Source organism: Gaiella sp. (genome assembly GCF_035710885.1).
Classification (GTDB): domain Bacteria; phylum Actinomycetota; class Thermoleophilia; order Gaiellales; family Gaiellaceae; genus Gaiella.
This window is the reverse complement of record NZ_DASTCS010000002.1, coordinates 58,692-78,896: the sequence shown is the minus strand read 5'-3', so window position 1 is coordinate 78,896 and position 20,205 is coordinate 58,692. Positions and strand designations below refer to the sequence as shown.

The 20,205-nt window shown below is 71.1% G+C and carries 22 protein-coding genes; 13 read left to right on the top strand and 9 right to left on the bottom strand.

Going from position 1 to position 20,205, the window contains the following annotated elements; translation table 11 throughout:
* Positions 1-32 precede the first annotated feature (32 nt).
* The 3 genes from VFO26_RS00460 to tatA all read right to left on the bottom strand — a co-directional run bounded on the left by VFO26_RS00460 (position 33) and on the right by tatA (position 2,406).
* Positions 33-1,310 (bottom strand): amidohydrolase family protein, encoded by a 1,278-nt coding sequence (locus tag VFO26_RS00460; protein WP_325112895.1) that lies wholly within the window; start codon positions 1,308-1,310, stop codon positions 33-35.
* Between the two features lie 73 nt (positions 1,311-1,383).
* Positions 1,384-2,145, bottom strand: a complete 762-nt coding sequence (gene tatC / locus VFO26_RS00455; RefSeq protein ID WP_325112894.1) for a twin-arginine translocase subunit TatC — start codon at positions 2,143-2,145, stop codon at positions 1,384-1,386.
* Positions 2,146-2,160: 15 nt separating this feature from the next.
* Positions 2,161-2,406, bottom strand: coding sequence for a twin-arginine translocase TatA/TatE family subunit (tatA, locus tag VFO26_RS00450; protein ID WP_325112893.1), 246 nt, complete (start codon positions 2,404-2,406; stop codon positions 2,161-2,163).
* Positions 2,407-2,561: 155 nt separating this feature from the next.
* Here tatA and sufC point away from each other — a divergent pair, with 155 nt between their 5' ends.
* The 11 genes from sufC to VFO26_RS00395 all read left to right on the top strand — a co-directional run bounded on the left by sufC (position 2,562) and on the right by VFO26_RS00395 (position 11,526).
* Positions 2,562-3,347 carry a Fe-S cluster assembly ATPase SufC gene (gene sufC, locus VFO26_RS00445; RefSeq protein WP_325112892.1) on the top strand — a complete coding sequence of 262 codons (786 nt, stop codon included), beginning with the start codon at positions 2,562-2,564 and terminating at the stop codon, positions 3,345-3,347.
* A complete protein-coding gene (sufB, locus tag VFO26_RS00440; protein ID WP_325112891.1) occupies positions 3,344-4,765 on the top strand; it encodes a Fe-S cluster assembly protein SufB in 1,422 nt (473 codons plus the stop codon). The genes sufC and sufB overlap by 4 nt, the downstream gene beginning before the upstream one ends.
* Positions 4,766-4,796: 31 nt before the next feature.
* Positions 4,797-5,180 (top strand): VOC family protein, encoded by a 384-nt coding sequence (locus tag VFO26_RS00435; protein WP_325112890.1) that lies wholly within the window; start codon positions 4,797-4,799, stop codon positions 5,178-5,180.
* Positions 5,177-6,340, top strand: coding sequence for a Fe-S cluster assembly protein SufD (sufD, locus tag VFO26_RS00430; RefSeq protein ID WP_325112889.1), 1,164 nt, complete (start codon positions 5,177-5,179; stop codon positions 6,338-6,340). Before VFO26_RS00435 ends, sufD begins: the two co-directional genes overlap by 4 nt.
* A gap of 125 nt (positions 6,341-6,465) precedes the next feature.
* Positions 6,466-7,122: a hypothetical protein gene (locus VFO26_RS00425; protein ID WP_325112888.1), complete on the top strand. Its 657-nt coding sequence runs from the start codon at positions 6,466-6,468 to the stop codon at positions 7,120-7,122.
* Positions 7,123-7,311: 189 nt separating this feature from the next.
* Positions 7,312-7,938: an LON peptidase substrate-binding domain-containing protein gene (locus VFO26_RS00420; RefSeq protein ID WP_325112887.1), complete on the top strand. Its 627-nt coding sequence runs from the start codon at positions 7,312-7,314 to the stop codon at positions 7,936-7,938.
* 35 nt (positions 7,939-7,973) lie between these two features.
* A complete protein-coding gene (locus tag VFO26_RS00415) occupies positions 7,974-9,218 on the top strand; it encodes a SufS family cysteine desulfurase (RefSeq protein ID WP_325112886.1) in 1,245 nt (414 codons plus the stop codon).
* Positions 9,219-9,300: 82 nt separating this feature from the next.
* On the top strand, positions 9,301-9,735 hold the full coding sequence (sufU, locus tag VFO26_RS00410) for a Fe-S cluster assembly sulfur transfer protein SufU (RefSeq protein ID WP_325112885.1): 435 nt from the start codon (positions 9,301-9,303) through the stop codon (positions 9,733-9,735).
* Positions 9,735-10,079, top strand: coding sequence for a non-heme iron oxygenase ferredoxin subunit (locus VFO26_RS00405; RefSeq protein WP_325112884.1), 345 nt, complete (start codon positions 9,735-9,737; stop codon positions 10,077-10,079). The genes sufU and VFO26_RS00405 overlap by 1 nt, the downstream gene beginning before the upstream one ends.
* A gap of 52 nt (positions 10,080-10,131) precedes the next feature.
* Entirely contained in the window at positions 10,132-10,716 is a 585-nt protein-coding gene (locus VFO26_RS00400) for an O-methyltransferase (RefSeq protein ID WP_325112883.1), read from the top strand.
* A gap of 45 nt (positions 10,717-10,761) precedes the next feature.
* Positions 10,762-11,526: a VOC family protein gene (locus tag VFO26_RS00395; protein ID WP_325112882.1), complete on the top strand. Its 765-nt coding sequence runs from the start codon at positions 10,762-10,764 to the stop codon at positions 11,524-11,526.
* A 319-nt stretch (positions 11,527-11,845) separates the two neighbouring features.
* On the opposite strand, the gene VFO26_RS00390 is transcribed toward VFO26_RS00395, so the two are convergent.
* The 3 genes from VFO26_RS00390 to dcd form a co-directional block, all read right to left on the bottom strand.
* Complete coding sequence (locus VFO26_RS00390) at positions 11,846-12,316, bottom strand: DUF1360 domain-containing protein (protein WP_325112881.1); 471 nt, start codon at positions 12,314-12,316, stop codon at positions 11,846-11,848.
* Between the two features lie 71 nt (positions 12,317-12,387).
* Positions 12,388-13,278, bottom strand: a complete 891-nt coding sequence (locus tag VFO26_RS00385; protein ID WP_325112880.1) for an NAD(P)H-binding protein — start codon at positions 13,276-13,278, stop codon at positions 12,388-12,390.
* Positions 13,275-13,847, bottom strand: coding sequence for a dCTP deaminase (gene dcd / locus VFO26_RS00380; RefSeq protein WP_325112879.1), 573 nt, complete (start codon positions 13,845-13,847; stop codon positions 13,275-13,277). The genes VFO26_RS00385 and dcd overlap by 4 nt, the downstream gene beginning before the upstream one ends.
* A gap of 72 nt (positions 13,848-13,919) precedes the next feature.
* On the opposite strand from dcd, the gene VFO26_RS00375 reads away from it, so the two are divergent.
* Positions 13,920-15,110, top strand: a complete 1,191-nt coding sequence (locus VFO26_RS00375; RefSeq protein ID WP_325113056.1) for a putative glycoside hydrolase — start codon at positions 13,920-13,922, stop codon at positions 15,108-15,110.
* Positions 15,111-15,113: 3 nt separating this feature from the next.
* On the opposite strand, the gene pdxH is transcribed toward VFO26_RS00375, so the two are convergent.
* Positions 15,114-15,719, bottom strand: coding sequence for a pyridoxamine 5'-phosphate oxidase (gene pdxH, locus VFO26_RS00370; protein WP_325112878.1), 606 nt, complete (start codon positions 15,717-15,719; stop codon positions 15,114-15,116).
* Between the two features lie 43 nt (positions 15,720-15,762).
* Here pdxH and gabT point away from each other — a divergent pair, with 43 nt between their 5' ends.
* Positions 15,763-17,085, top strand: a complete 1,323-nt coding sequence (gabT, locus tag VFO26_RS00365) for a 4-aminobutyrate--2-oxoglutarate transaminase (RefSeq protein WP_325112877.1) — start codon at positions 15,763-15,765, stop codon at positions 17,083-17,085.
* Between the two features lie 90 nt (positions 17,086-17,175).
* On the opposite strand, the gene VFO26_RS00360 is transcribed toward gabT, so the two are convergent.
* On the bottom strand, positions 17,176-18,207 hold the full coding sequence (locus VFO26_RS00360) for a D-alanine--D-alanine ligase family protein (protein WP_325112876.1): 1,032 nt from the start codon (positions 18,205-18,207) through the stop codon (positions 17,176-17,178).
* Positions 18,204-20,186: a Stk1 family PASTA domain-containing Ser/Thr kinase gene (pknB, locus tag VFO26_RS00355; protein ID WP_325112875.1), complete on the bottom strand. Its 1,983-nt coding sequence runs from the start codon at positions 20,184-20,186 to the stop codon at positions 18,204-18,206. The genes VFO26_RS00360 and pknB overlap by 4 nt, the downstream gene beginning before the upstream one ends.
* Positions 20,187-20,205 lie beyond the last annotated feature (19 nt).

Below are 20,205 nucleotides of genomic sequence, written 5' to 3'. Positions count from 1 at the left end.
CGGTGCGGACGAGCCGCGCGGGCGCGCAGGCGCTACCGCAGCATGCGGCTTCGCGCTCTTCGGGCGGCTCTTCTCGAATCGGGCCATGCGCTCGTCTCTCGTTCGTAGCGGGTCTCGCCGCCTACGAGAGTAGCGGCAACCCGGCCGGGCGAGCCTCCCAGCACCGCTGTGACGACGGGATCCTCGACGGGCCAGAGGGGGCTCTCGTCCACCGAGATCACGGCGAGGTCGGCCCACTTGCCCGCGACGAGCGAGCCCACCTCGGCCTCGAGGCCGAGCACGCGGGCGCCGCCGAGCGTGGCGAGCTCGAGCGCGCGGTGCGCGGTGAGGGCGTCGGGGCGCTGCTCGCGCGCCCTGGCGGCGACGATCGCCGTCCGCAGCTCCTCGAAGAGGTCGAACGACGGCGTCGAGGCGGGGCTGTCGGACGCGATCCCCACGGGGATCCCCGCCTCGAGGAGCCGTCCGACGGGCGCGATCCCGCAGCCGAGGATCCCGTTCGAGCGTGGGCAGTGCGCGACACCGACCCCGGAGGAGGCGAGCAGCGCGATCTCCTCGTCGTCGACGTGGACGCAGTGCGCGGCCATCAGCCGAGGACCGAGCAGGCCGGCCTCGCCGAGCAGGCGGATCCCGGTCGTGCCCGGCGGCGGCACGAGCATCTCCGCGAACGACGACCAGTCCCCCGAGCCGTCCGCGAGGAACTCCCGCTCGGCCACGCTCTCGGCGAGGTGCGTCGCCAGGGGAAGCCCGAGCCGTGCGCACGCCTCGTACACCTCGAGGGTGCACGTGTACGGCGCGTGCGGCGACACGCCGAGACGGACACGGTCGGAGAGGACCGGCTCGACGCGATCGCGGAGCGCCGCGAAGCGCTCCAGCGCCGTCTCGTCGCGGCCGAACACCTCGAGGTAGACGAGAGCCCGCAGGCCGGTCTCGGCGGCGGCCTCCGCGGACGCGCCGGAGAAGCTGCAGTCGCCCACCGTCGTGATCCCCGAGCGCAGGCACTCGTGGGCGCCCTCCGTCGCGATCGCGCGCATGTCGTCGAGGTCGAGCAGCTGCTTGCGGGCCACGTGGAGGCCGATCCAGGACGAGAAGGGGAGGCCGTCGCCGAAGCCGGCGTACACGGCGTACTCCAGGTGGGAATGGCAGTTCACGAAGCCCGGCACGATCACGCAGCCGACGAAGCGCTCGCCTTCGCCGAGCTCGGCCGCCGGGCCGACCGCCTGGATCCTCCCGTCGTCCGAGACGGCGACCGCGCCGTCGGCGATCGGGTCGCCCTCGACGGGGACGACCCAGTCGGCGGAGACGACCCTCATGTGGGCCCAAGGAGGGGGCTCGTGGGGGAACCATGGGTTCCTCCACGCAGGAGCCAGTCGGCGGAGAGCAGCCTCACAGGGCTTCCGCGGCGGCGCGCTCCCAGCGGCGCTCCATCAGCACCGAGAGCCAGATCGAGGCCTCGAACAGGATCAGCAGCGGCGCGACCTCGAGCACGAGCGAGACGGGATCGACCGTCGGCAGGAGGATCGCGAACGTCAGCATCAGGACGTAACCGATGCGGCGGTTCCGGCGGAGGCGGTCGGACGTGAGGACGCCGAGGCGGACGAGCCCGAGGATGAAGATCGGCATCTGGAAGGCGATCCCGAAGGCGAAGAGCGTCAGCGTGACGAACGAGAGGAAGTAGCTCGCCCGGATCTGCTCGGTATAGAGCTCGGAGTCGTACTCGACCAGGAAGTCGAGCGCCTTGGGGAGGACGATCGCGTAGCAGAACACGACCCCCGCGACGAACAGGGCGGTCGAGAGGACGACGAACACGCTGATCACGCGCTGCGTGTCCTCGGCCACCGCCGGGGCGAGGAACGCCCACACCTGCCAGAGGAGGATCGGCAGCACGATCGCGAGCGAGGCGTAGAAGCTCACCTTGAGCGAGGTGGTGAACGGCTCGGTGACACCGAGGGTGACCACCGGCGTCCCCGCGGGCAGCAGGTCCATCAGGCGACCGATCAGCCGCTCGTGGAAGGCGTACGCGAGAGCGAACGCGGGGACGATCGCGAGCATGCAGACGATGAGCCGGTGTCGCAGCTCGGTGAGGTGCTCGACGAGGGTCGCTTCCTCCTCGTGGCTCAGGCGCCGCGGCACGATCCGGCGGGCCATAGCGCGTCGGGGAGGCTAGGAGACGGTGTCGCGCTCGCGCGACGTCGTCGCGGTCGCAGACGGCTCGGGGGGCGGCAGCTCCGCGATGTCGTCGACGTCGTCGAGGTGCTCGTCGTCCCTGCTGCCGGACACGGAGTCCTTGAACTCGCGCATTCCCTTGCCGAGCTGGCGGCCCATCTCGGGCAGCCGCTTGGGGCCGAACACGAGCAGCAGCACGAGCAGGAGGATCAGGAGCTCCCAGATGCCGATTCCGAAGGGCATGCGACAGAGGGTAGCTGTTCGTGGAGGCGTGTAGGGGCGGGCGGCTCGGTTCGCGGATCCCGGCGATCGGCGCGGACCCTGCGCGTGGGGGCCTCGGTACCATGCGAGTAGGCGCATTGCTCTGCGCCGCGAACCGCAACCCAAGGACAACACCAGTGGCACTACTCGAGATCACGAACCTGCACGTCGCGCTGGAGGACGGCACCGAGATCGTCAAGGGTGTCGACCTCGCCGTGGACACGAACGCGAAGCACGCGATCATGGGGCCGAACGGCTCAGGGAAGTCGACCTTCGCGTACGCGCTCATGGGCCATCCGGCCTACGAGATCACGGAGGGCGACATCCGGTTCGACGGGGAGTCGATCCTCGAGATGGGGGCGGACGAGCGCGCGCAGCGCGGGCTCTTCCTCGCTTTCCAGTACCCGCACGCGATCCCCGGCGTGACCGTGACGAGCTTCCTCCGCAGCGCGATCAACGCGAAGCGGAAGGCGGCGAACGGCGGCGAGGACCATCCCGTCGCAGTCAAGGAGTTCCGCACCGATCTGCTCGCCGCGATGGAGCGGCTCAAGGTGCCGCGCGAGCTCGCGCAGCGGTACCTGAACGACGGCTTCTCGGGCGGCGAGAAGAAGCGGGTCGAGATCCTCCAGATGGCGATGCTGAAGCCGCGTATCGCGATCCTGGACGAGACCGACTCGGGTCTCGACATCGACGCGCTCCGCATCGTGGCCGAGGGCGTCAACACGCTTGTCGGGCCCGACATGGGCGCGCTCGTGATCACGCACTACCAGCGGATCCTGAACTACGTGACGCCGGACCACGTCCACGTGTTCGTGGACGGCCGGATCGTCGCCTCGGGCGGCGCGGAGCTCGCGCACCGGCTCGAGGCAGAAGGTTACGAAGCATTCATTCCTGCAGTCGTCGGAGGAGGCGAGGCCGCATGAGCACCGCCGAGAACGAGCTCGTCAAGGGAATTCGAACCGAGTACCAGTACGGCTTCGCGAACCCCGACGAGGCCGAGGACTACTTCTTCAAGTCGGGTCGCGGTCTCTCGCACGAGGTCGTCGAGGCGATCTCGCAGCACAAGGACGAGCCGGAGTGGATGCGGGCGTTCCGTCACAAGTCGCTCGACTACTTCTACGCCCGTCCGCTCCCGACGTGGGGCGGCAATCTCGCCGAGATCGACTTCGAGAACATCTACTACTACATCCGCCCGACCGAGAAGCAGGTCGACAAGTGGGAGGACCTTCCGGCCGAGATCCTCGACACGTGGGACAAGCTCGGGATCCCCCAGGCCGAGAAGAAGTACCTCGCCGGGGTCGGGGCCCAGTACGAGTCGGAGGTCGTCTACCACAAGCTCCAGGCGGACCTGGAGGCCAAGGGCGTGATCTTCCTCGACATGGACTCGGCGCTGCGCGAGCACGAGGACATCGTCAAGCAGTACATGGGCACGATCATCCCGCAGAACGACAACAAGTTCGCCGCGCTCAACTCGGCCGTCTGGTCGGGCGGGTCGTTCATCTACGTCCCGCCGGGGGTCTCGATCGAGATGCCGCTGCAGGCGTACTTCCGGATCAACGCAGAGAACATGGGTCAGTTCGAGCGGACGCTGATCATCGTCGACGAGGACGCATACGTGCACTACGTCGAGGGCTGCACCGCACCGATCTACTCGTCCGACTCGCTGCACTCCGCGGTCGTCGAGATCGTGGTCAAGCCGCGCGGCCGGTGCCGCTACACGACGATCCAGAACTGGTCGAACAACGTCTACAACCTCGTCACCAAGCGTGCGGTCGCCTACGAGGACGCGACCATGGAATGGGTCGACGGGAACCTCGGCTCGAAGCTGACGATGAAGTACCCGGCGATCTGGCTGATGGGGGAGCGCGCGCACGGCGAGGTGCTCTCGATCGCCTTCGCCGGCAAGGGCCAGCATCAGGACGCGGGCGGCAAGGTCGTCCACGTCGCGAAGAACACGACCTCCGTGATCACCTCCAAGTCGATCTCGAAGGACGGCGGCCGTGGCGGCTACCGCGGCCTGCTCGAGGTCGCCAAGGGCGCCAGCGGCTCGAAGTCGAAGGTCGTCTGCGACGCGCTGATCCTCGACGAGGACTCCCGCTCGGACACGTACCCGTACATCGACGTCAGGGAGAACGACGTCGACCTCGGCCACGAGGCGACCGTCTCCAAGATCGGCGAGGAGCAGCTCTTCTACCTGATGAGCCGCGGCCTCTCCGAGGCCGAGGCCAGCGCGATGATCGTCGCGGGCTTCGTGGAGCCGATCACGAAGGAGCTGCCGCTCGAGTATGCAGTCGAGATGAACCGGCTGATCCAGCTGCAGATGGAAGGCTCGGTCGGCTAGCCGGCCGGGCCCCCGAACCCCGGAGGCCTCTATGTCGCTCATCAGCAAGGTCGATTTCGTCTCCGTGCCGTCGACCGACTGGAAGCGGTCGCGGGCGTTCTACGTGGACACCCTCGGGCTGCGGCCCGACGAGACCGGGGACGCGGAGTTCTGGATCGGCCAGCAGTGCTTCGGGATCTACGAGCCGACCAGCTTCGGGCTGGAGTTCGCGCCACAGACGACTGCGCACCTCGCGCTGCACGTCGACGATGTGGAGGCCGCGAGGGCCGACCTCGAGGCGAAGGGGATCGAGTTCCAGGGCGAGACGTTCGACACCGGCGTCTGTCACATGGCGTTCTTCGCGGACCCCGACGGCAACGCCCTGATGCTCCACCACCGCTACAAGCCGCGCGAGCAGGAGCGCCCGGGCTCGTGAGAGCCGACCTCCTCGAGCGCTACCAGGCGCTGCCGCTGCCGACGACGCGCGACGAGCACTGGCGCTTCACCGACCTCGCCGGCTTCGACCCCGACGCCTGGGACGCGGCGGCAACGGCGGCCGCGGCCGTTCCGTCGATGCTCGACCTCGACATCGCCGCAGCAGCGACGATCGACGAGTCCGGCCTCCGGCTCGACGGCGCCCCCGAGGGGATCCGCTTCGAGCCTCTCTCCGACGACGACCCGCTCGTCGGCTCGCTCGTCCAGGCCGACGACAAGCTCCGCGCCCACAACGCGGCCGTCTGGGAGCACGGGCTGCTCGTCCACGTCCCCGCAGGGGTGGAGCTCGAGAAGCCCCTCTACCTGCGGGTCGCGAGCGGCGTGCCCGGTGGCTCGCTGTTCTGGCGCGTCCTGGTGGTCGCCGAGCCGGGGTCCCGCTTCACCTTCGTCCAGGAGCTGACCTCGGCGTCGGACGACATGGACGCCTACGTGAACGGTGTCGTCGAGGTCGTCGTCCGGGACGGCGCGAAGGTCGAGGTGGTGAACGTCCAGCGGCTCTCCCCGAAGGCGTGGCTGTTCGCCTCCTGCCATGCGCGCGTGGAGCGCGACGCCGAGCTCGACTGGGTCGAGGGAGGCTTCGGCTCCGGCCGGGGCAAGGTCTGGATCCAGAACGACCTCGCAGACCGCGGTGCGACCTCTCGGGTCACCGGCGCGTACTTCGCCGACGGCTCGCAGCACCTCGACTACGACACGTACCAGCTCCACCAGGCGCCCGATACGACCTCGGACTTCGCGTTCAAGGGCGCCTTGCGCGACGCGGCCGCCACCGTGTGGCGCGGGATGATCCGCGTCGAGGAGGGCGCGCAGAAGACGAACGCCTACCAGGAGAACCGCAACCTCCTGCTCTCGAAGACCGCGACCGCCAACTCGATCCCGGGCCTCGAGATCCTCGCCAACGACGTCCGCTGCACGCACGGCGCGACGCTGTCGCAGGTCGACCGCGAGCAGCTCTTCTACCTCATGACGCGCGGCCTCCCGCGCTCGGACGCGGAGCGGCTGATCGTCCGCGGCTTCTTCCAGGACGTGCTCGACCGGATCGAGCTGCAGCCGGTCCGGGAGGCGCTCGCAGCGGCCCTCGAGGCGCGCATCCCGAAGAGCTAGCCCGCCGCTCGATCCCCCGCCTTCGGCGGGGGGACATCCCGGAAGGCGCCCGCGGTCGCGGTCGCGACGCCTCTTTGCCAATCGAGGTACACGAGTCCTCCGTGGCGCTGTGTCACGATGCCCGCGTGACCTGCCCCTGCTGCCCTGCCGGCGAGTCGCTCGACATCTTCGGCGAGAGGAGCGCCCGCCGCGAGCTGCGTCGGTATCTGCGCCGCGGGCTCGGGGGGACGGACGCGAAGCTGATCGCAACCTGGGCCGCGGAGGCCGGCCTGGACGGCGCGACCGTCGCCGAGATCGGAGGCGGGATCGGCCAGATCCAGGCCGAGCTCGTGCGACGCGGCGCGGAACGGGGGACGGTGGTGGAGGTGATCGGCGGCTACGAAGGCGCTGCCCGCGAGCTCGCTCGCGCAGTCGCGATCGCCGACCGCAGCTCCTTCGTGCTGGCCGACCTCGTCGGGGCTCCCGAGGCGGTCGAGCCGGCGGACGTCGTCGTCTTGCGGCGGGTCGTGTGCTGCTCGCCGGAAGGCCCGGCGCTGCTCGGCGCCGCCGCGGGCCGGACGCGCCGCACGCTCCTCGCGAGCTACCCACGCGACCGCGCCGCCGTCCGCGCGGTCGCACGCCTGCAGAACGCCGGGCTGGCGCTGATGCGCAAGCGGTTTCGTGTCTTCGTGCACTCGCCCTCCGAGCTCGAGCGCATCGCCGCCCGGCATGGTCTCGAGCGGATTCGCCGGTCACGCGGCTTGGTCTGGGAGACGGTGCAGTTCGCCACAGCCGTCTCCTGACGAACTCCTCACGATCCGCTCAGCTTCTCCTGATCGGACCCACCTAGGGTCGGGTGATGCGCCTCATCGCAGTCATCGGGCTGGTCGCGGCGATCCTGATCCTCGTCCTCTAGGGCGAATCGAGGGCGTCGGCCGGGCCGGAGCCCACTCCGCCGCTCGCCGCGGGGTTGCGGTCTCTAGGCTTGCGGCATGGAGGAGATCGGGCTCTTCCCGCTCGGCCTCGTCCTGCTCCCCACGGAGCAGGTGCCGCTCCACATCTTCGAGCCCCGCTACCGCGAGCTGATCACGGAGTGCCTGGATGCCGGCGAGCCGTTCGGGCTCGTCTACGCGGACGACGACGGGCTCCGCCGCACCGGCACGCTCGCCAACGTCGTCGAGGTCACGGAGCGCTTCGAGGACGGGCGGCTGAACATCGTCGTCGAGGGCGGCGACCGCTTCCGGCTCGTGGAGCTGACGGACGGACGGAGCTTCCACACCGGGACGATCGAGCCCATCGAGGACCTCGACGACCCGCCGGCCACGGCGGACGTCGAGCGTGGCCTCGGGCTCTTCACGAAGCTCGTGGAGCTGACAGGCGCCGACGTCGAGGTCCCCGGCGACCCGCTCGAGCAGCCCTCGTTCGCGCTCGCGTCCCGTTTCGAGCTGGCCCCGGAGCTGAAGCTCGAGCTGCTCGAGGAGACGAGCGAGCGGATCCGCCTCACGCGCCTCTGCGAGATCCTCGAGACCGTCGCCGCCGCCGTCGAGCGCCAGCGGGAGATCGCCGAGCGCGCGCAGAGAAACGGCCGCGTGACGCCGTCCGGCGGCACGAGCGGCTGAGCGTTCGCCCGTAGGGGCACGGCTACGATGGCCGTATGACCGCGACGACGCTTCCGGCACTCGACGCGCACCGCCTGCGCGCGGACTTCGCCGTGTTCGAGGAGCTGCTCGACGGGCGCCCCGTGGCGTTCCTCGACTCCGCCGCCTCGACGCAGAAGCCGCGCCAGGTGCTCGACCGGATGCGCGCCTTCTACGAGCACGAGTACGCCAACGTGCACAGGGGCGTCTACCGGCTCGCGGAGCGTGCGACCGAGGGGTTCGAGGGGGCGCGGCGCACCGTCGCCGGCTTCGTCAACGCGCCGTCGGAGAAGGAGGTCATCTTCACCCGCAGCGCGACCGAGGCGATCAACCTCGTCGCCTACGCGTGGGGACTGGACAACCTCGGCCCGGGCGACGTCGTCGTCATCACCGAGCTCGAGCATCACGCCAATTTCGTGCCGTGGCAGTACATCGCGCACCGCACCGGGGCGAGCTTCCGCAACATCCCGATCGACGATCTCGGTGAGCTCCAGCTCGACGCGCTCGACGGCCTCGCGCGCGAGGGCAACGTCAAGGTCGTCGCCAACAATCTCGTCTCGAACACGCTCGGCACGATCAACCCCGTCGAGACGCTCGCCGAGTGGGCGCACGAGCAGGGGGCGATCATGGTCGTCGACGCCGCGCAGGCGGCACCACACCGTCGCCTCGATGTCCAGGCGCTCGGCGCCGACTTCGTCGCGATCTCGTCCCACAAGCTCTGCGGCCCGAGCGGCATCGGCGCGCTCTGGGGGAAGCGGGAGCTGCTCGAGGCGATGAGCCCCTTCAACCTCGGCGGCGAGATGATCCGCTCGGTCGCGCTCGACAAGACGACCTTCAACGAGCTGCCGCACAAGTTCGAGGCCGGGACGCCCGCGATCGCGGAGGCGGTGGGCTTCGGCGCCGCGATCGACTACGTCTCCGAGGTCGGGATCGAGGCGATCGAGCGGCACGAGCACGCGCTCGTCGGGCAGACGATGGCCGCGCTCGACGAACTTCCCTGGATCAGGGTCTTCGGGCCGCCGCCCGACCGCCGGGCGGGGATCGTCTCCTTCGACGTCGAGGGGATCCACCCCCACGACGTGGCGCAGATCCTCGACTGGGAGGGCGTCGCGGTTCGCGCCGGCCACCACTGCACGCAGCCGCTGATGCGGCGCCTCGGCGTCTCCGCCACCACCCGGGCGAGCTTCTACCTCTACTCGATCCCCGAGGAGATCGAGCGGCTCATCACAGGGCTCCACAAGGTCAAGGCCTCGCTCTCGTGAAGCACTCCGCCCCTTGCGTTCGTCAGCCTCCGGCGGAGCCCGGCTCCGCCGGGCGGGAGCCGGAGGCGACCGGGAGCGCGCGGTGAGCGAGTTCGAGCAGCTGTACCGCGAGGTAATCCTCGATCACTACAAGGCGCCCCGGAACCACGGGCTGCTCGAGCCGCACGACGCGATCGCCGAGGGGCAGAACCCGCTCTGCGGCGACGAGGTCACGGTCTCCGTCCGTTTCGGCGAGGGGGACGTGGTCGAGGACGTCGGCTTCGAGGGCAGGGGCTGCGCGATCAGTCAGGCGGCGACGTCCATGCTCACCGACCTCGTCAAGGGCCGAACGGCGGAGGAGATCTCCGCGATGCCCAAGGACGAGCTGCTCGAGGAGATCGGCATCCCGCTCACGCCCGTCCGGCTCAAGTGTGCCCTGCTCGGCCTGGGGGTGCTCAAGGTGGCGCTCCACCGCGCGAAGGGGACCCCCCTGCCCGAGGAATGGGGCACCTCGGCGGGCGAGATCAGCCTCACGTAGTGGGCGCCGGAGCCGAGCTCGAGGTCGAGGCGCTTCCGCTCGAGGAGCTTCCCGACGGCACGATGCGCCTGATCGCCGCCGACGGCCTCACGGTCGGCCTGTACCACTGCGGCGGCGAGCTCCATGCGATCGAGGACCGCTGCAGTCACGACGACGGCCCACTCTGCGAGGGTGAGTGGGACAGCGACGCGTGTCAGGTCGTCTGCCCGCGCCACGGGTCGCGCTTCGACCTCCGCAGCGGCTCGGCGCTGACGCTGCCCGCCTACGTCCCGGTCGCCACCTACCCGGTGAGGGTGCGCGCGGACGGGATGATCGTGATCGACGTCGGCAGACCGAGTCTCTAGGCGCGCTCGCGTCGACGGCCGCGGGGGCAAGCGGCCAGCTAATCTCGGGCACGTGCTCGACGACCGCGTTCGCTCGGTGCTGGCCCGCCTCGAGGCCGAGGACGCCGCCGAGCGAGAGAGCGATGTCCCCTACGCCGAGCGTTCGCTGGCCGTCGGCCCCGAGTCGGGCCGGCTCCTCTTCGCGCTCGTCGCGCCGAACGCGGGCTGCGAGGTGCTCGAGATCGGCGGGTCGCGCGGCTACTCGACGATCTGGCTGGCCGCCGCGGCGCGCATCCTGGGCGGGCGCGTGGTCTCGCTCGAGGACGACCCGCGCAAGACCGAGGCCTGGCGGCGAAACGTCGCCGAGGCCGGACTCGAGGAGTGGGCCGAGCTGATCGAGGGCGACGCGAGGGAGACGCTCCCCGCCATCGAGGACGGCTTCGACATCGTCTTCATCGACGCGTGGAAGGACGACTACGAGACGTACTTCCAGGAGGCACGCGCCAGGCTGGAGCCGGGCGGCGTGGTCGTCGCGGACAACGCGAGCTCGAACCCGGTCGTCCAGGCGTACTCCGCCGCCCGTCAGGCCGACCCCGCGCTCGTCTCGGTCACCGTGCCGCTCGGCAACGGCCTCGAGGTGACGACCGTCCTCCGCTGAGCTCGGGTACGTTCCGCCCGAACCCGAGCGAAGGGAGCGCCGGCCGTGGCAGACGTCACCTCGTATCCAACCGGGCAGCCGTGCTGGGCCGACGTGACGGTCACGGACGTCGACGCCGCAGCGGCCTTCTACGCCGAGCTCTTCGGCTGGGAGGCCGCGAAGGACCCGCGCCCGGAGGCAGGCGGCTACACGATGCTCTCGCGGAACGGCAAGCACGTCGCCGCGGCCTCGCCGCCCCAGCAGGACGGCACCCCGCCACACTGGACGGCCTACCTCGCCTCGGGCGACGTGGACGCCACCACCGGACGCATCCGGGAGGCGGGCGGGACGGTGCTGGCCGAGCCGTTCGACGTCTTCGACTCCGGCCGGATGGCGATCGCAACGGATCCCTCGGGCGCCGTCTTCGGCGTGTGGCAGGCGGGCTCTCACATCGGCTCGCAGCTGCGCGGCGAGCCGGGGACGCTGAACTGGGCGGAGGTGCAGACACGCGACCGTGCGGCCGCGCAGCGGTTCTACGCGCAGGTCTTCGGCTACCGGGCGAGGGCCCAGGAGATGGCGCGGGGCGGTGAGTACGTCGTCTTCGAGGTCGACGGCACGCCCGTCGCGGGCCTTCTCGAGATCGGCCCGGACTGGGGCGAGGTCCCGAGCAACTGGTCTGTCGTCTTCCAGGTGGCCGACTGCGACGCAGCCGTGGCAACGGTGCGCCAGCACGGCGGGCAGCTGCTGCACGGCCCTGCGGAGATCGAGGGGGTCGGCCGGTTCGCGGTGGTCGCCGATCCCTGGGGCGCGGCGTTCCAGGTGATCACCTGACGGCGCGACGGCGGCCGCGAGCGTACGGTTGTCCGCACTTGCCGTCGTCCGACACCTCTGCGTAGACTCGGTGTACCGCGGAAAGGAGGTGGTCGGGTGTCAGATTCGTGTAGTACCGGCAGTGGAGGTGCCAGCGGGTAGAGGCGTGTCCCCGGGACCTACGGGGAATCGCCATAGCCACGCGTAGGGGACTCGCGCTTCGCGCCGCCGACCACCTCTGGTCTGGCAGGAAGCGCCTCTACCAATACGACGTTGGTACCGCAACATGCGGGGCCGCCGAAAGGCGGCCCCGCATGCTTTCTCGCCGCCGCTCGGGCGCTCAGCGCTCGTCGTCGGCGCGCGCACAGAGCGCGGCGAACCCCGCCTGCAGGAAGTCGTTGCCGGCCCCGGCCGCGAGCGACCACGTGAGCAGCCTCCCGAAGCGCGGGGCCAGCACCTGCGTCGTGATCAGGCCGCCTGCGGCCCAGGTCCCCGCGCAGCGCGTGCAGGTGACGAGCTCACCGACCGCCCGGCGGAGCCCCTGCCCGGCGGGACGCTCCTCGACCGGCTCGCCGACGAGCGGGTCGACCTCGACCTCGACGAAGGGCTCTCTGACCACGCTCCCGACGCGCTCGCGCGAGATCGCGCGCGCTGCCTTGAACGTCGCGGCGCAGAGGACGGCGAGCTCCAGCGGGGTGCCCGACCGGGGCGGGCGGCCCAGTGCGCGCTCGAGGGCTGCCACCACGCCCAGCGAGCCTGCGAACGAGCCCAGGATCGCCGCGTACGCGCCGTACGGGGCGCGGGAGGGCATCTCCGGCACCTTCCTCGCGTCCGAGACAGGCGCGTGCACGCTGGGGGGTACCCGATCGCGCCCGGCTCGAATCACTGGCTCGCGACGGCGCGGCGGAGCTGCTCGTCCAGCGGCACGCGGTCGCCGAGCCCGAGCCGGCGCATCGACGCGCCACCGTCGGTGACGACGTTGTCGGGCCCCTCGAGCATCCGCAGCTGGTCGCGGGTCAGCAGGGCGGGAGGCATCCGCTCGAAGAGCGCCGCCGGGCCCCGCGCGAGCCAGAACGGCACGTGGAGAGCAGGACGGCGGGTGCCGAGCGCGACCTTCAGGCGGCGCCAGAGCTCGCTCCACGTGACCGCCTCCGGACCGCCGAGCTCGACGGGCGCACCGGATTCCTCGGCCTCCACCGCGAGAGCAACCGCGCGCACGAGGTCGCTCACCCAGATCGGCTGCACCCGCTGGGTTCCCGGGCCGATCACGGGCGTGACGGGGGCGAGGCGTGCGATCCGCAGGAACCGTGGCAGCGCACCCCCGTCCGTCCCGAAGACGAAGCTCGGGCGGAGGACGACGTGCTCGACGCCCGAGGAGGAGACCGCCTGCTCGGCCGCCCACTTGGCGCGGAAGTACGGAACCGTCGCGCCGGGCCCCGTGCCGAGGGCGCTCATCAGGACGATGCGTCGGACGGCGGTCTCACGAGCGGCCTCGACGAGATTCCCGGTGCCGGTCGCCATCACGCGCTCGAACGTGGCGGGAGATCCCTCGACGATGGACACGAGGTGGACGATCGTGCGCATCCCACGCGCGGCCGCGCGCAGCGACGCGGGATCGGTCACGTCGCCACGGACGAGCTCGCAGTCGATCCCCTCGAGCACGGACGCCCCCCGCGCTGTCCGCACCATCGCCCGCACGCGAGTCCCGCTCGTCGCCAGCTCGCGGACGACGTGGCGGCCGACGAACCCGCTCGCGCCCGTGACCAGGATCATCGCTCGTCCGCGAAGTTCTGCCAGTAGCGGCTCGGCGTCGGGCCGCGCTGCCCCTGGTACTTCGATCCGAGCGCGCTGGCCCCGTAGGGCGTCTCCGCGGGCTCCGACATCTGCACGAACGACAGCTGGCCGATCTTCATGCCGGGGTAGATGGTGATCGGGAGGTTCGCGACGTTGGACAGCTCGAGCGTCACGTGCCCGTCGAAACCGGGGTCGATGAAGCCGGCGGTCGAGTGGATCAGCAGGCCGAGCCTGCCGAGCGACGACTTGCCCTCCAGCCTTGCGACGAGATCGTCGGGCAGCGTCACTCGCTCCAGCGTCGAGCCGAGGACGAACTCGCCGGGGTGGAGGATGAACGGCTCCTCGTCGGCCACGCCCACGAGCTCCGTGAGCTCCTCCTGCTCGGCCTTGACGTCGATGTACGGGTAGCGTGAGTTGCGGAAGACGCGGAACAGCCGGTCGACCCGGACGTCGAGGCTCGACGGCTGCATCAGCTCGATGTCGTAGGGGTCGATCCCGATCCGGCCGGCCTCGATGAGCCGCCGGATCGCGCGGTCTGAGAGCACCATCGAGGCGGATCGTAGACCGCCCGCGCCACCGCGCTGCGGCCGGTCCTCGCCTACACTGCTCGGTCGGTGTCCATGTTGTATCCATCGCTGGACCCGAACGAGCGCTTCCGCGCTCGCCGGGACGCGGTTCGCCGCCGAAAGCGCCGCCGCCGCGCGGCGGTCGCGGGATTGCTGCTGCTCGCGGTGCTGGCGCTCGCGGCAGGCATGACTCTGGCCGGCAAGTCCGGCACGTCCGGAAACGCGACCTCCGCGGAGGGGGCGAACGCCGGCTCGGGATCCGTCGAGACGCTCGAAATCGCGACCAGGCCGCGGCCGTTGCCGGTCGAGGTCCGCGGCGTGCACGTCACGGGCGCCCTGGCCTCGCTGCCCGGGAAGCTCGACGAGTACATGGCGCTCACCCGTCACGGCCTGAACACCATCGAGCTGGACATCAAGGACGAGGGTGGCGAGATCGCGTTCGCGCCGAGCGGCGTGCCGCTCGCGAAGAAGACCGGGGCCGTTCGCAGCTACTACGACCCGCGCAAGGTCGCCCGGAGGATGCATCGCAAGGGCATCTACCTGATCGGACGCGTCGTCGTCTTCCAGGATCCCTACCTCGCGCGTGCGCGCCCCGACCTCGCCGTGCGGCGCTCGGACGGGTCGCTGTGGACGACGAACGCCGGGCTGGGCTGGGTCAATCCCTACGACCGGCGCGTGTGGGAGTACTCGGTGTCCGTGGCGGCCGCGGCAGCACGCGCCGGCTTCGACGAGATCATGCTCGACTACGTCCGCTTCCCGTCCGACGGCGACGTCGGCGCGGCCGTCTATCCGGGCAAGACGAGCGTGCCGAGGGGCAGGCTGATCGCCGGCTTCACGGAGTATGCGAAACGGCGGCTGGCGCCGCTCGGCGTGCGCGTCTCGACCGCGCTGTTCGGCCTCTCCGCGACCCGCGACATGCGGCTCGGCCAGGTCCCGCGCTGGATCTCGGCCCACATGGACCAGATCCACCCGATGGCCTACCCGGCGCTGTACGGCGGTGGGGAGCTCGGCATCCCCTCGCCGAGCTCGGAGCCGGGCGAGACCGTCTTCAGGACGCTCATCGACTTCAAGCGCGAGCTGAAGGGGAGCCGCGCGCAGCTGATCCCCTGGATCCAGGACTGGAACTACGCGCCCGAGCAGGTGATGCAGCAGGTCCGCGCCGCGCGTCTGCAGGGTGCGAAGGGCTACCTGCTCTGGAACGCCTCCGGGCTCTACACGAAGAGCGCTCTCGCGCCTCCCTCGTAGGCATCACGGCGCGAGCCTGACCCTCGACCACCCCGCACCACGGCGCTCGTACCGCGCCCGGTCGTGGAGGCGGTCGGGGCGGTTCTGCCACAGCTCGATCGCCTCGGGCACGATGCGATAGCCGCCCCAGGAGGGCGGCAGGGGGATCTCTCGCCCCGAGGCGAAGCGCGCCTCGACCTCGGCGAGGCTGTGGTCGAGCTCGGCGCGGCCGGCGAGAGGGCGTGACTGGGGCGAGGCCCACGCGCCGAGGCGGCTCTCCCGGGTCCGCGTGCGGAAGTACTCGAACGACTCCGCCTCGGTGAGCCGCTCGGCGGAGCCCTCGACGCGCACCTGGCGGCGGAGCGGCGGGCCCCACTGGAGGACGAGCGCTGCTCTCCCGTTCGCCGCGAGCTCGTCGGCCTTCCGGCTCTCGTAGTTCGTGTAGAAGCGGAGGTCGCGCTCCTCGATGCCGCGCACGAGGACCATCCGTGCCGACGGCCGCCCATCCGGCGTCGAGGTCGCGAGCGCGGCCGCCTCGGGCTCGAAGAGACCCGCGTCCCGGGCCTCTGCAAGCCAGCCCGCGACCGTCACCCTTGGGTCGTCGTCGAGGCTCTCGAGCCAGGGGTCCACGCCGCGAATCTACTGTCGGCAGGCTCGGATACGCTGGGTGGAGATGGCCGCCACGAAGACGATCGAGATCCGGACCGAGATCCCGGGGCCCCGCTCCCGGGCGCTGCTCGAGCGCGAGCGCCGCGCGATCGCGCGCCCGCTGATGGTGCACCTGCCGATCTTCGCCGAGCGGGCCGAGAACGCGACGATCACGGACGTCGACGGCAACGTGTTCGTCGACTTCGCCGGCGGCGTCGGCGTCGTCAACGCCGGGCACGCGCACCCCCGGATCGTCGAGGCGGTGGTCGAGCAGGCGACGCGCTTCCTGCACACCGACTTCACCGTCGTGCCGTACGAGCCCGCGGTCGCGCTCGCGGAGCGCCTCTGCGCGCTGGCGCCGATCTCCGGGGAGAAGCGAGCCGCGTTCTTCAACGCGGGCACGGAGGCGGTGGAGAACGCCGTCAAGCTGGCGCGCCTGCACACGGGCCGGCCCGGCGTGATCGCGTACGAGGGCGGATTCCACGGGCGGACGCTGCTCTCGATGACGATGACGTCCAAGTTCCACCCGTACAAGACCGGGATGGGCCCGTACGCACCCGAGGTGTACCGCGCGCCCTTCCCGGACGCGTACCGTGGGCCGGGCGCCGACGAGGCGCTCGAGCGGCTCGCGCACATGCTCGAGACCCACGTCCCCGGCGAGCACGTGGCGGCGATCGTGATCGAGCCGCAGCTCGGCGAGGGCGGCTTCGTCCCGGCGTCGCCCGAGTACATGGAAGGGCTCCGTGCGCTGTGCGACCGCCACGGGATCGTGTTCGTGGCAGACGAGGTGCAGACCGGGTTCGGGCGCACCGGTCGAATGTTCGCGATGGAGCACTTCGGCGTCGAGGCCGACCTGATGACGGTCGCGAAGTCGATCGCGGCCGGGTTGCCGCTCTCCGGCGTGATCGGCCGGGCGGAGATCATGGACGGCGCGCACGCGGGCGCGATCGGCGGCACCTACATCGGGAACCCCGTCGCCCAGGCGGCGGCCCTCGCCGTCCTCGACGTGTTCGAGGAGGAGGGCCTGCTCGAGCGGGCGTCCTCGGTCGGCGACCGGATCCGCGAGCGGATGCACGCCTGGCAGGAGCGCTGGCCCGCGATCGGCGACGTGCGCGGACTGGGGGCGATGCTCGCGATCGAGCTCGTCCACGACCCGCAGACGAAGGACCCGGCTCCGGAGCTGGCGCTCGCGGTGATCCAGGCCGCCCTGGAACGCGGGCTGATCCTGCTCAAGGCCGGGGTCCACGCGAACTGCATCCGCGTCCTCTGCCCGCTGACGATCGAGGAGGCCGTCCTCGACGAGGCGCTCGAGGTGTGGGAGGACGCGCTCGTCACCGTGCTCGGCTAAGGGCGTGGCTTCAGCCTCGCCCTTCTTCCTCCTCGCGGATCGCCGCTGACTGCCCTCCGAGCCCCAGGGGGGCGAGGCTGAAGCCACGCCCTAGTACTCGAGACCTCTGCGACGCTCGTGGCGCTCGAGCGCCAGCCGGATCAGCCGGTCGAGCAGCTCCTCGTACTCGATCCCGGAGGCTGCGAACAGCCGCGAGTAGAAGCTCGTCGACGTGAAGCCGGGGATCGTGTTCAGCTCGTTCATGACGATCTCGCCGTCGGGCTCGCGGACGAAGAAGTCCGCCCGGGCCATCCCCTCGCACGAGGAGGCCACGAATGCGGCCAGCGCGAGCTCACGGGCCCGCTCGATCTGCGCGGAGTCGAGGCCCGGAGGCGGGACCACGAGCTGCGAGCCGCCCTCGTCGTACTTCGACGAGTAGTCGTACCAGTCGGCGTTGTGCGCGACCACCTGGCCCGGGAGCGAGGCCTTGGGGCTCGGGAGGTTCCCGAGCACGCCGACCTCGATCTCCATCCCGGGCACGTACTCCTCGACCATCACCTTCTCGTCGTGCCGCCGCGCGAGCGCGACCGCCTCCTCGAGCTCGTCCCCGTCCCGCACCTTCGAGATGCCGACGGACGACCCCATGTTCGCCGGCTTGACGAACACCGGGTACCCGAACGGGTTCGTCACCGCGTCACCGAGCCGAAGGGCGACGTGGCGCGCGACCGGGATCCCAGCGCCGCGCATCAGCGTCTTGAAGACGTCCTTGTCCATGCAGACGGACGATGCGAGCACACCCGGGCCGACGTAGGCGACCCCTGCGAGCTCGCAGAGTCCCTGGACGGTGCCGTCCTCGCCGAAGGGGCCGTGCAGGATCGGCAGGACCACGTCGACCGCGCCGAGCGTGGCGGGCGCCGAGTCGGCCGGGACGGGAAGCGTCTCGGCGGCGGTCGTCGACGGCAGCTCTGCCCGGCGGTCGCCGGCCGGGAGCCCCCAGCGGCCGTCGCGGCCGATCGCGATCGTCGTGACCTCGTATCGCTCCGGGTCGAGCGCCGCGGCGACGGACGCCGCCGACGCGAGCGAGATGTCGTGCTCGCTCGACCGGCCTCCCGCGAGCACGGCGAGCCGTATGCGCTCGCTCACGGGGTGGTCGTGGTCGGGCCGGTGGTCGTGGTCGTGTCGGTGGGCGGCGGGGGAGGCGGAGGTGGCGGCGGCGGCGGGGTCGTGACCTCGGGCGGCGGCACGTACGTGCCGACGGTGAGGGTGACCGTCGAGTTGGGGTCGGCCTCCGTCAGGCCGGCGGGGTCCTGCGACATGACGAGGCCGTCGAGCGACTCGTCGTCGGTCTCCTGGCGCGTCACCGTGACGCGGAACCCGGCCGCACGGAGAGTCGCGCGCGCGTCGGCGACGGTCTGCAGCGAGACGTCGGGCACGGGCACGGTCGTCGGGCCCTGCGAGACCGAGAGCGTGACCGACGAGCCCTGCGACGCCGTCGAGTTGCCCGGCGGGTCCTGCGCGACGACTTCCCCGGCGGGGCGGCTGCTCTCCACCGTGACGCGGCCGACGGTGAACCCGGCCGACTGGAGCTGCGCCGCCGCGACCTCGTAGCTCGAGCCGACGACGCTCGGCACGGCCACGGGCCTCGGCCCCTTGGAGACGTTGATCCTCACGGAGGACCCCGAGACGAGGACGACGCCGGCGCGAGGCTCCTGCGCCGTGACGATCCCCGACGGCCGCTGCGAGTTGACCTCGACCACCCGCGCCTCGAGCCCGCGCGTGGTGAGCTCGGCGACCGCCGCGTCGCGCCTCTCGCCCACGAGCGAGGGCACCGTCACCTTCGGCTTGCCGCTCGAGACGAGGATCGTGACGATCGACCCCTTCGGCTGGCGCGTGCCCGGATCGGGATCCTGCTCGTAGACGTAGCCGGGCTGGACGTCGGAGTTCGGCAGACGCCGGACGTTCGCCTCGAACCCGTCACCGTCGATCAGCGCCACGGCGTTCCGCTCGACGATGCCCGTGTAGTTGTCCACCGCGACGGGCTCGTTGGCGTCGATCTCGTCCTGGATCGAGTCGTAGAACAGCCAGCCGCCGATGCCGAGCGCGATCGCGGCCCCCAGCGCGAGGAGCCACGGCCACCAGGAGCGGCCCGTCCGGACGGCACCCTCGTACGACCGGTAGCGCTCGTCGCCCCCGTACCCGACCGGGCCGGCAGGCTGGAGCTGGGTCGCCGCGGTCGACTCGCCGCGCAGCACCATCGTCGCCGCCTCCTCGGTCTCGGGGCCGACGGCGTCGCCGCGACCGACCAGCTCGAGGTCGCGGTCCATCTCCTTCGCCGAGCGGTAGCGATCGGCCGGCTCCTTCGCGAGCGCGCGCAACACGACGAGGTCGAGGTCCCGCGGGATCTCCGGCCGGGTCTCCGAGGGTGCGGAGGGAACCTGCGAGAGGTGCTTCATCGCGATCTCGACCGGTGTCTCGCCGTTGAAGGGCACCGTCCCGGTGAGGAGCTCGTAGAGCACGATCCCGGTCGAGTAGAGATCGGAGGACTCGTCGACCGGTGCGCCGCGCGCCTGCTCCGGGGAGAGGTACTGCGCGGTGCCGATGATCGAGCCGGCCTCGGTCATCTGGCTCGAGCCGGCGCGGGCGATCCCGAAGTCCGCGACCTTGACCCTGCCCTCGTGGTCGACGAGCACGTTGTGCGGCTTGATGTCGCGGTGGACGATCCCGTTCCGGTGCGCGTAGCGCAGCGCCGCCAGCACCTGCCGGACGTAGGAGATCGCGACGGGCACGGGGCACGGGCCCCGCGTGACGATCAGCTCCTTGAGCGTGCGTCCTTCGACGTACTCCATGACGATGAAGTACGACCCCTCGGCTTCGCCCCGGTCGTGGATCGAGACGACGTTCGGGTGCGAGAGGCCGGCCGCGTGCGTCGCCTCGCGGCGGAAGCGCTCCACGAACTGCGTGTCGTTCGCGTACCGCTCGTGGAGCATCTTGATCGCGACCTTGCGCCCGAGCTCCTGGTCCTCGGCGAGCCAGACGTCGGCCATGCCGCCGCTCCCGAGCTTGCGCTCGAGGCGGTACCGGCCCGCGAAGATCGTCCCGCGTCTCTCGTCGATGGTCGCCATCAGGTCTCCAAGGTTAGAA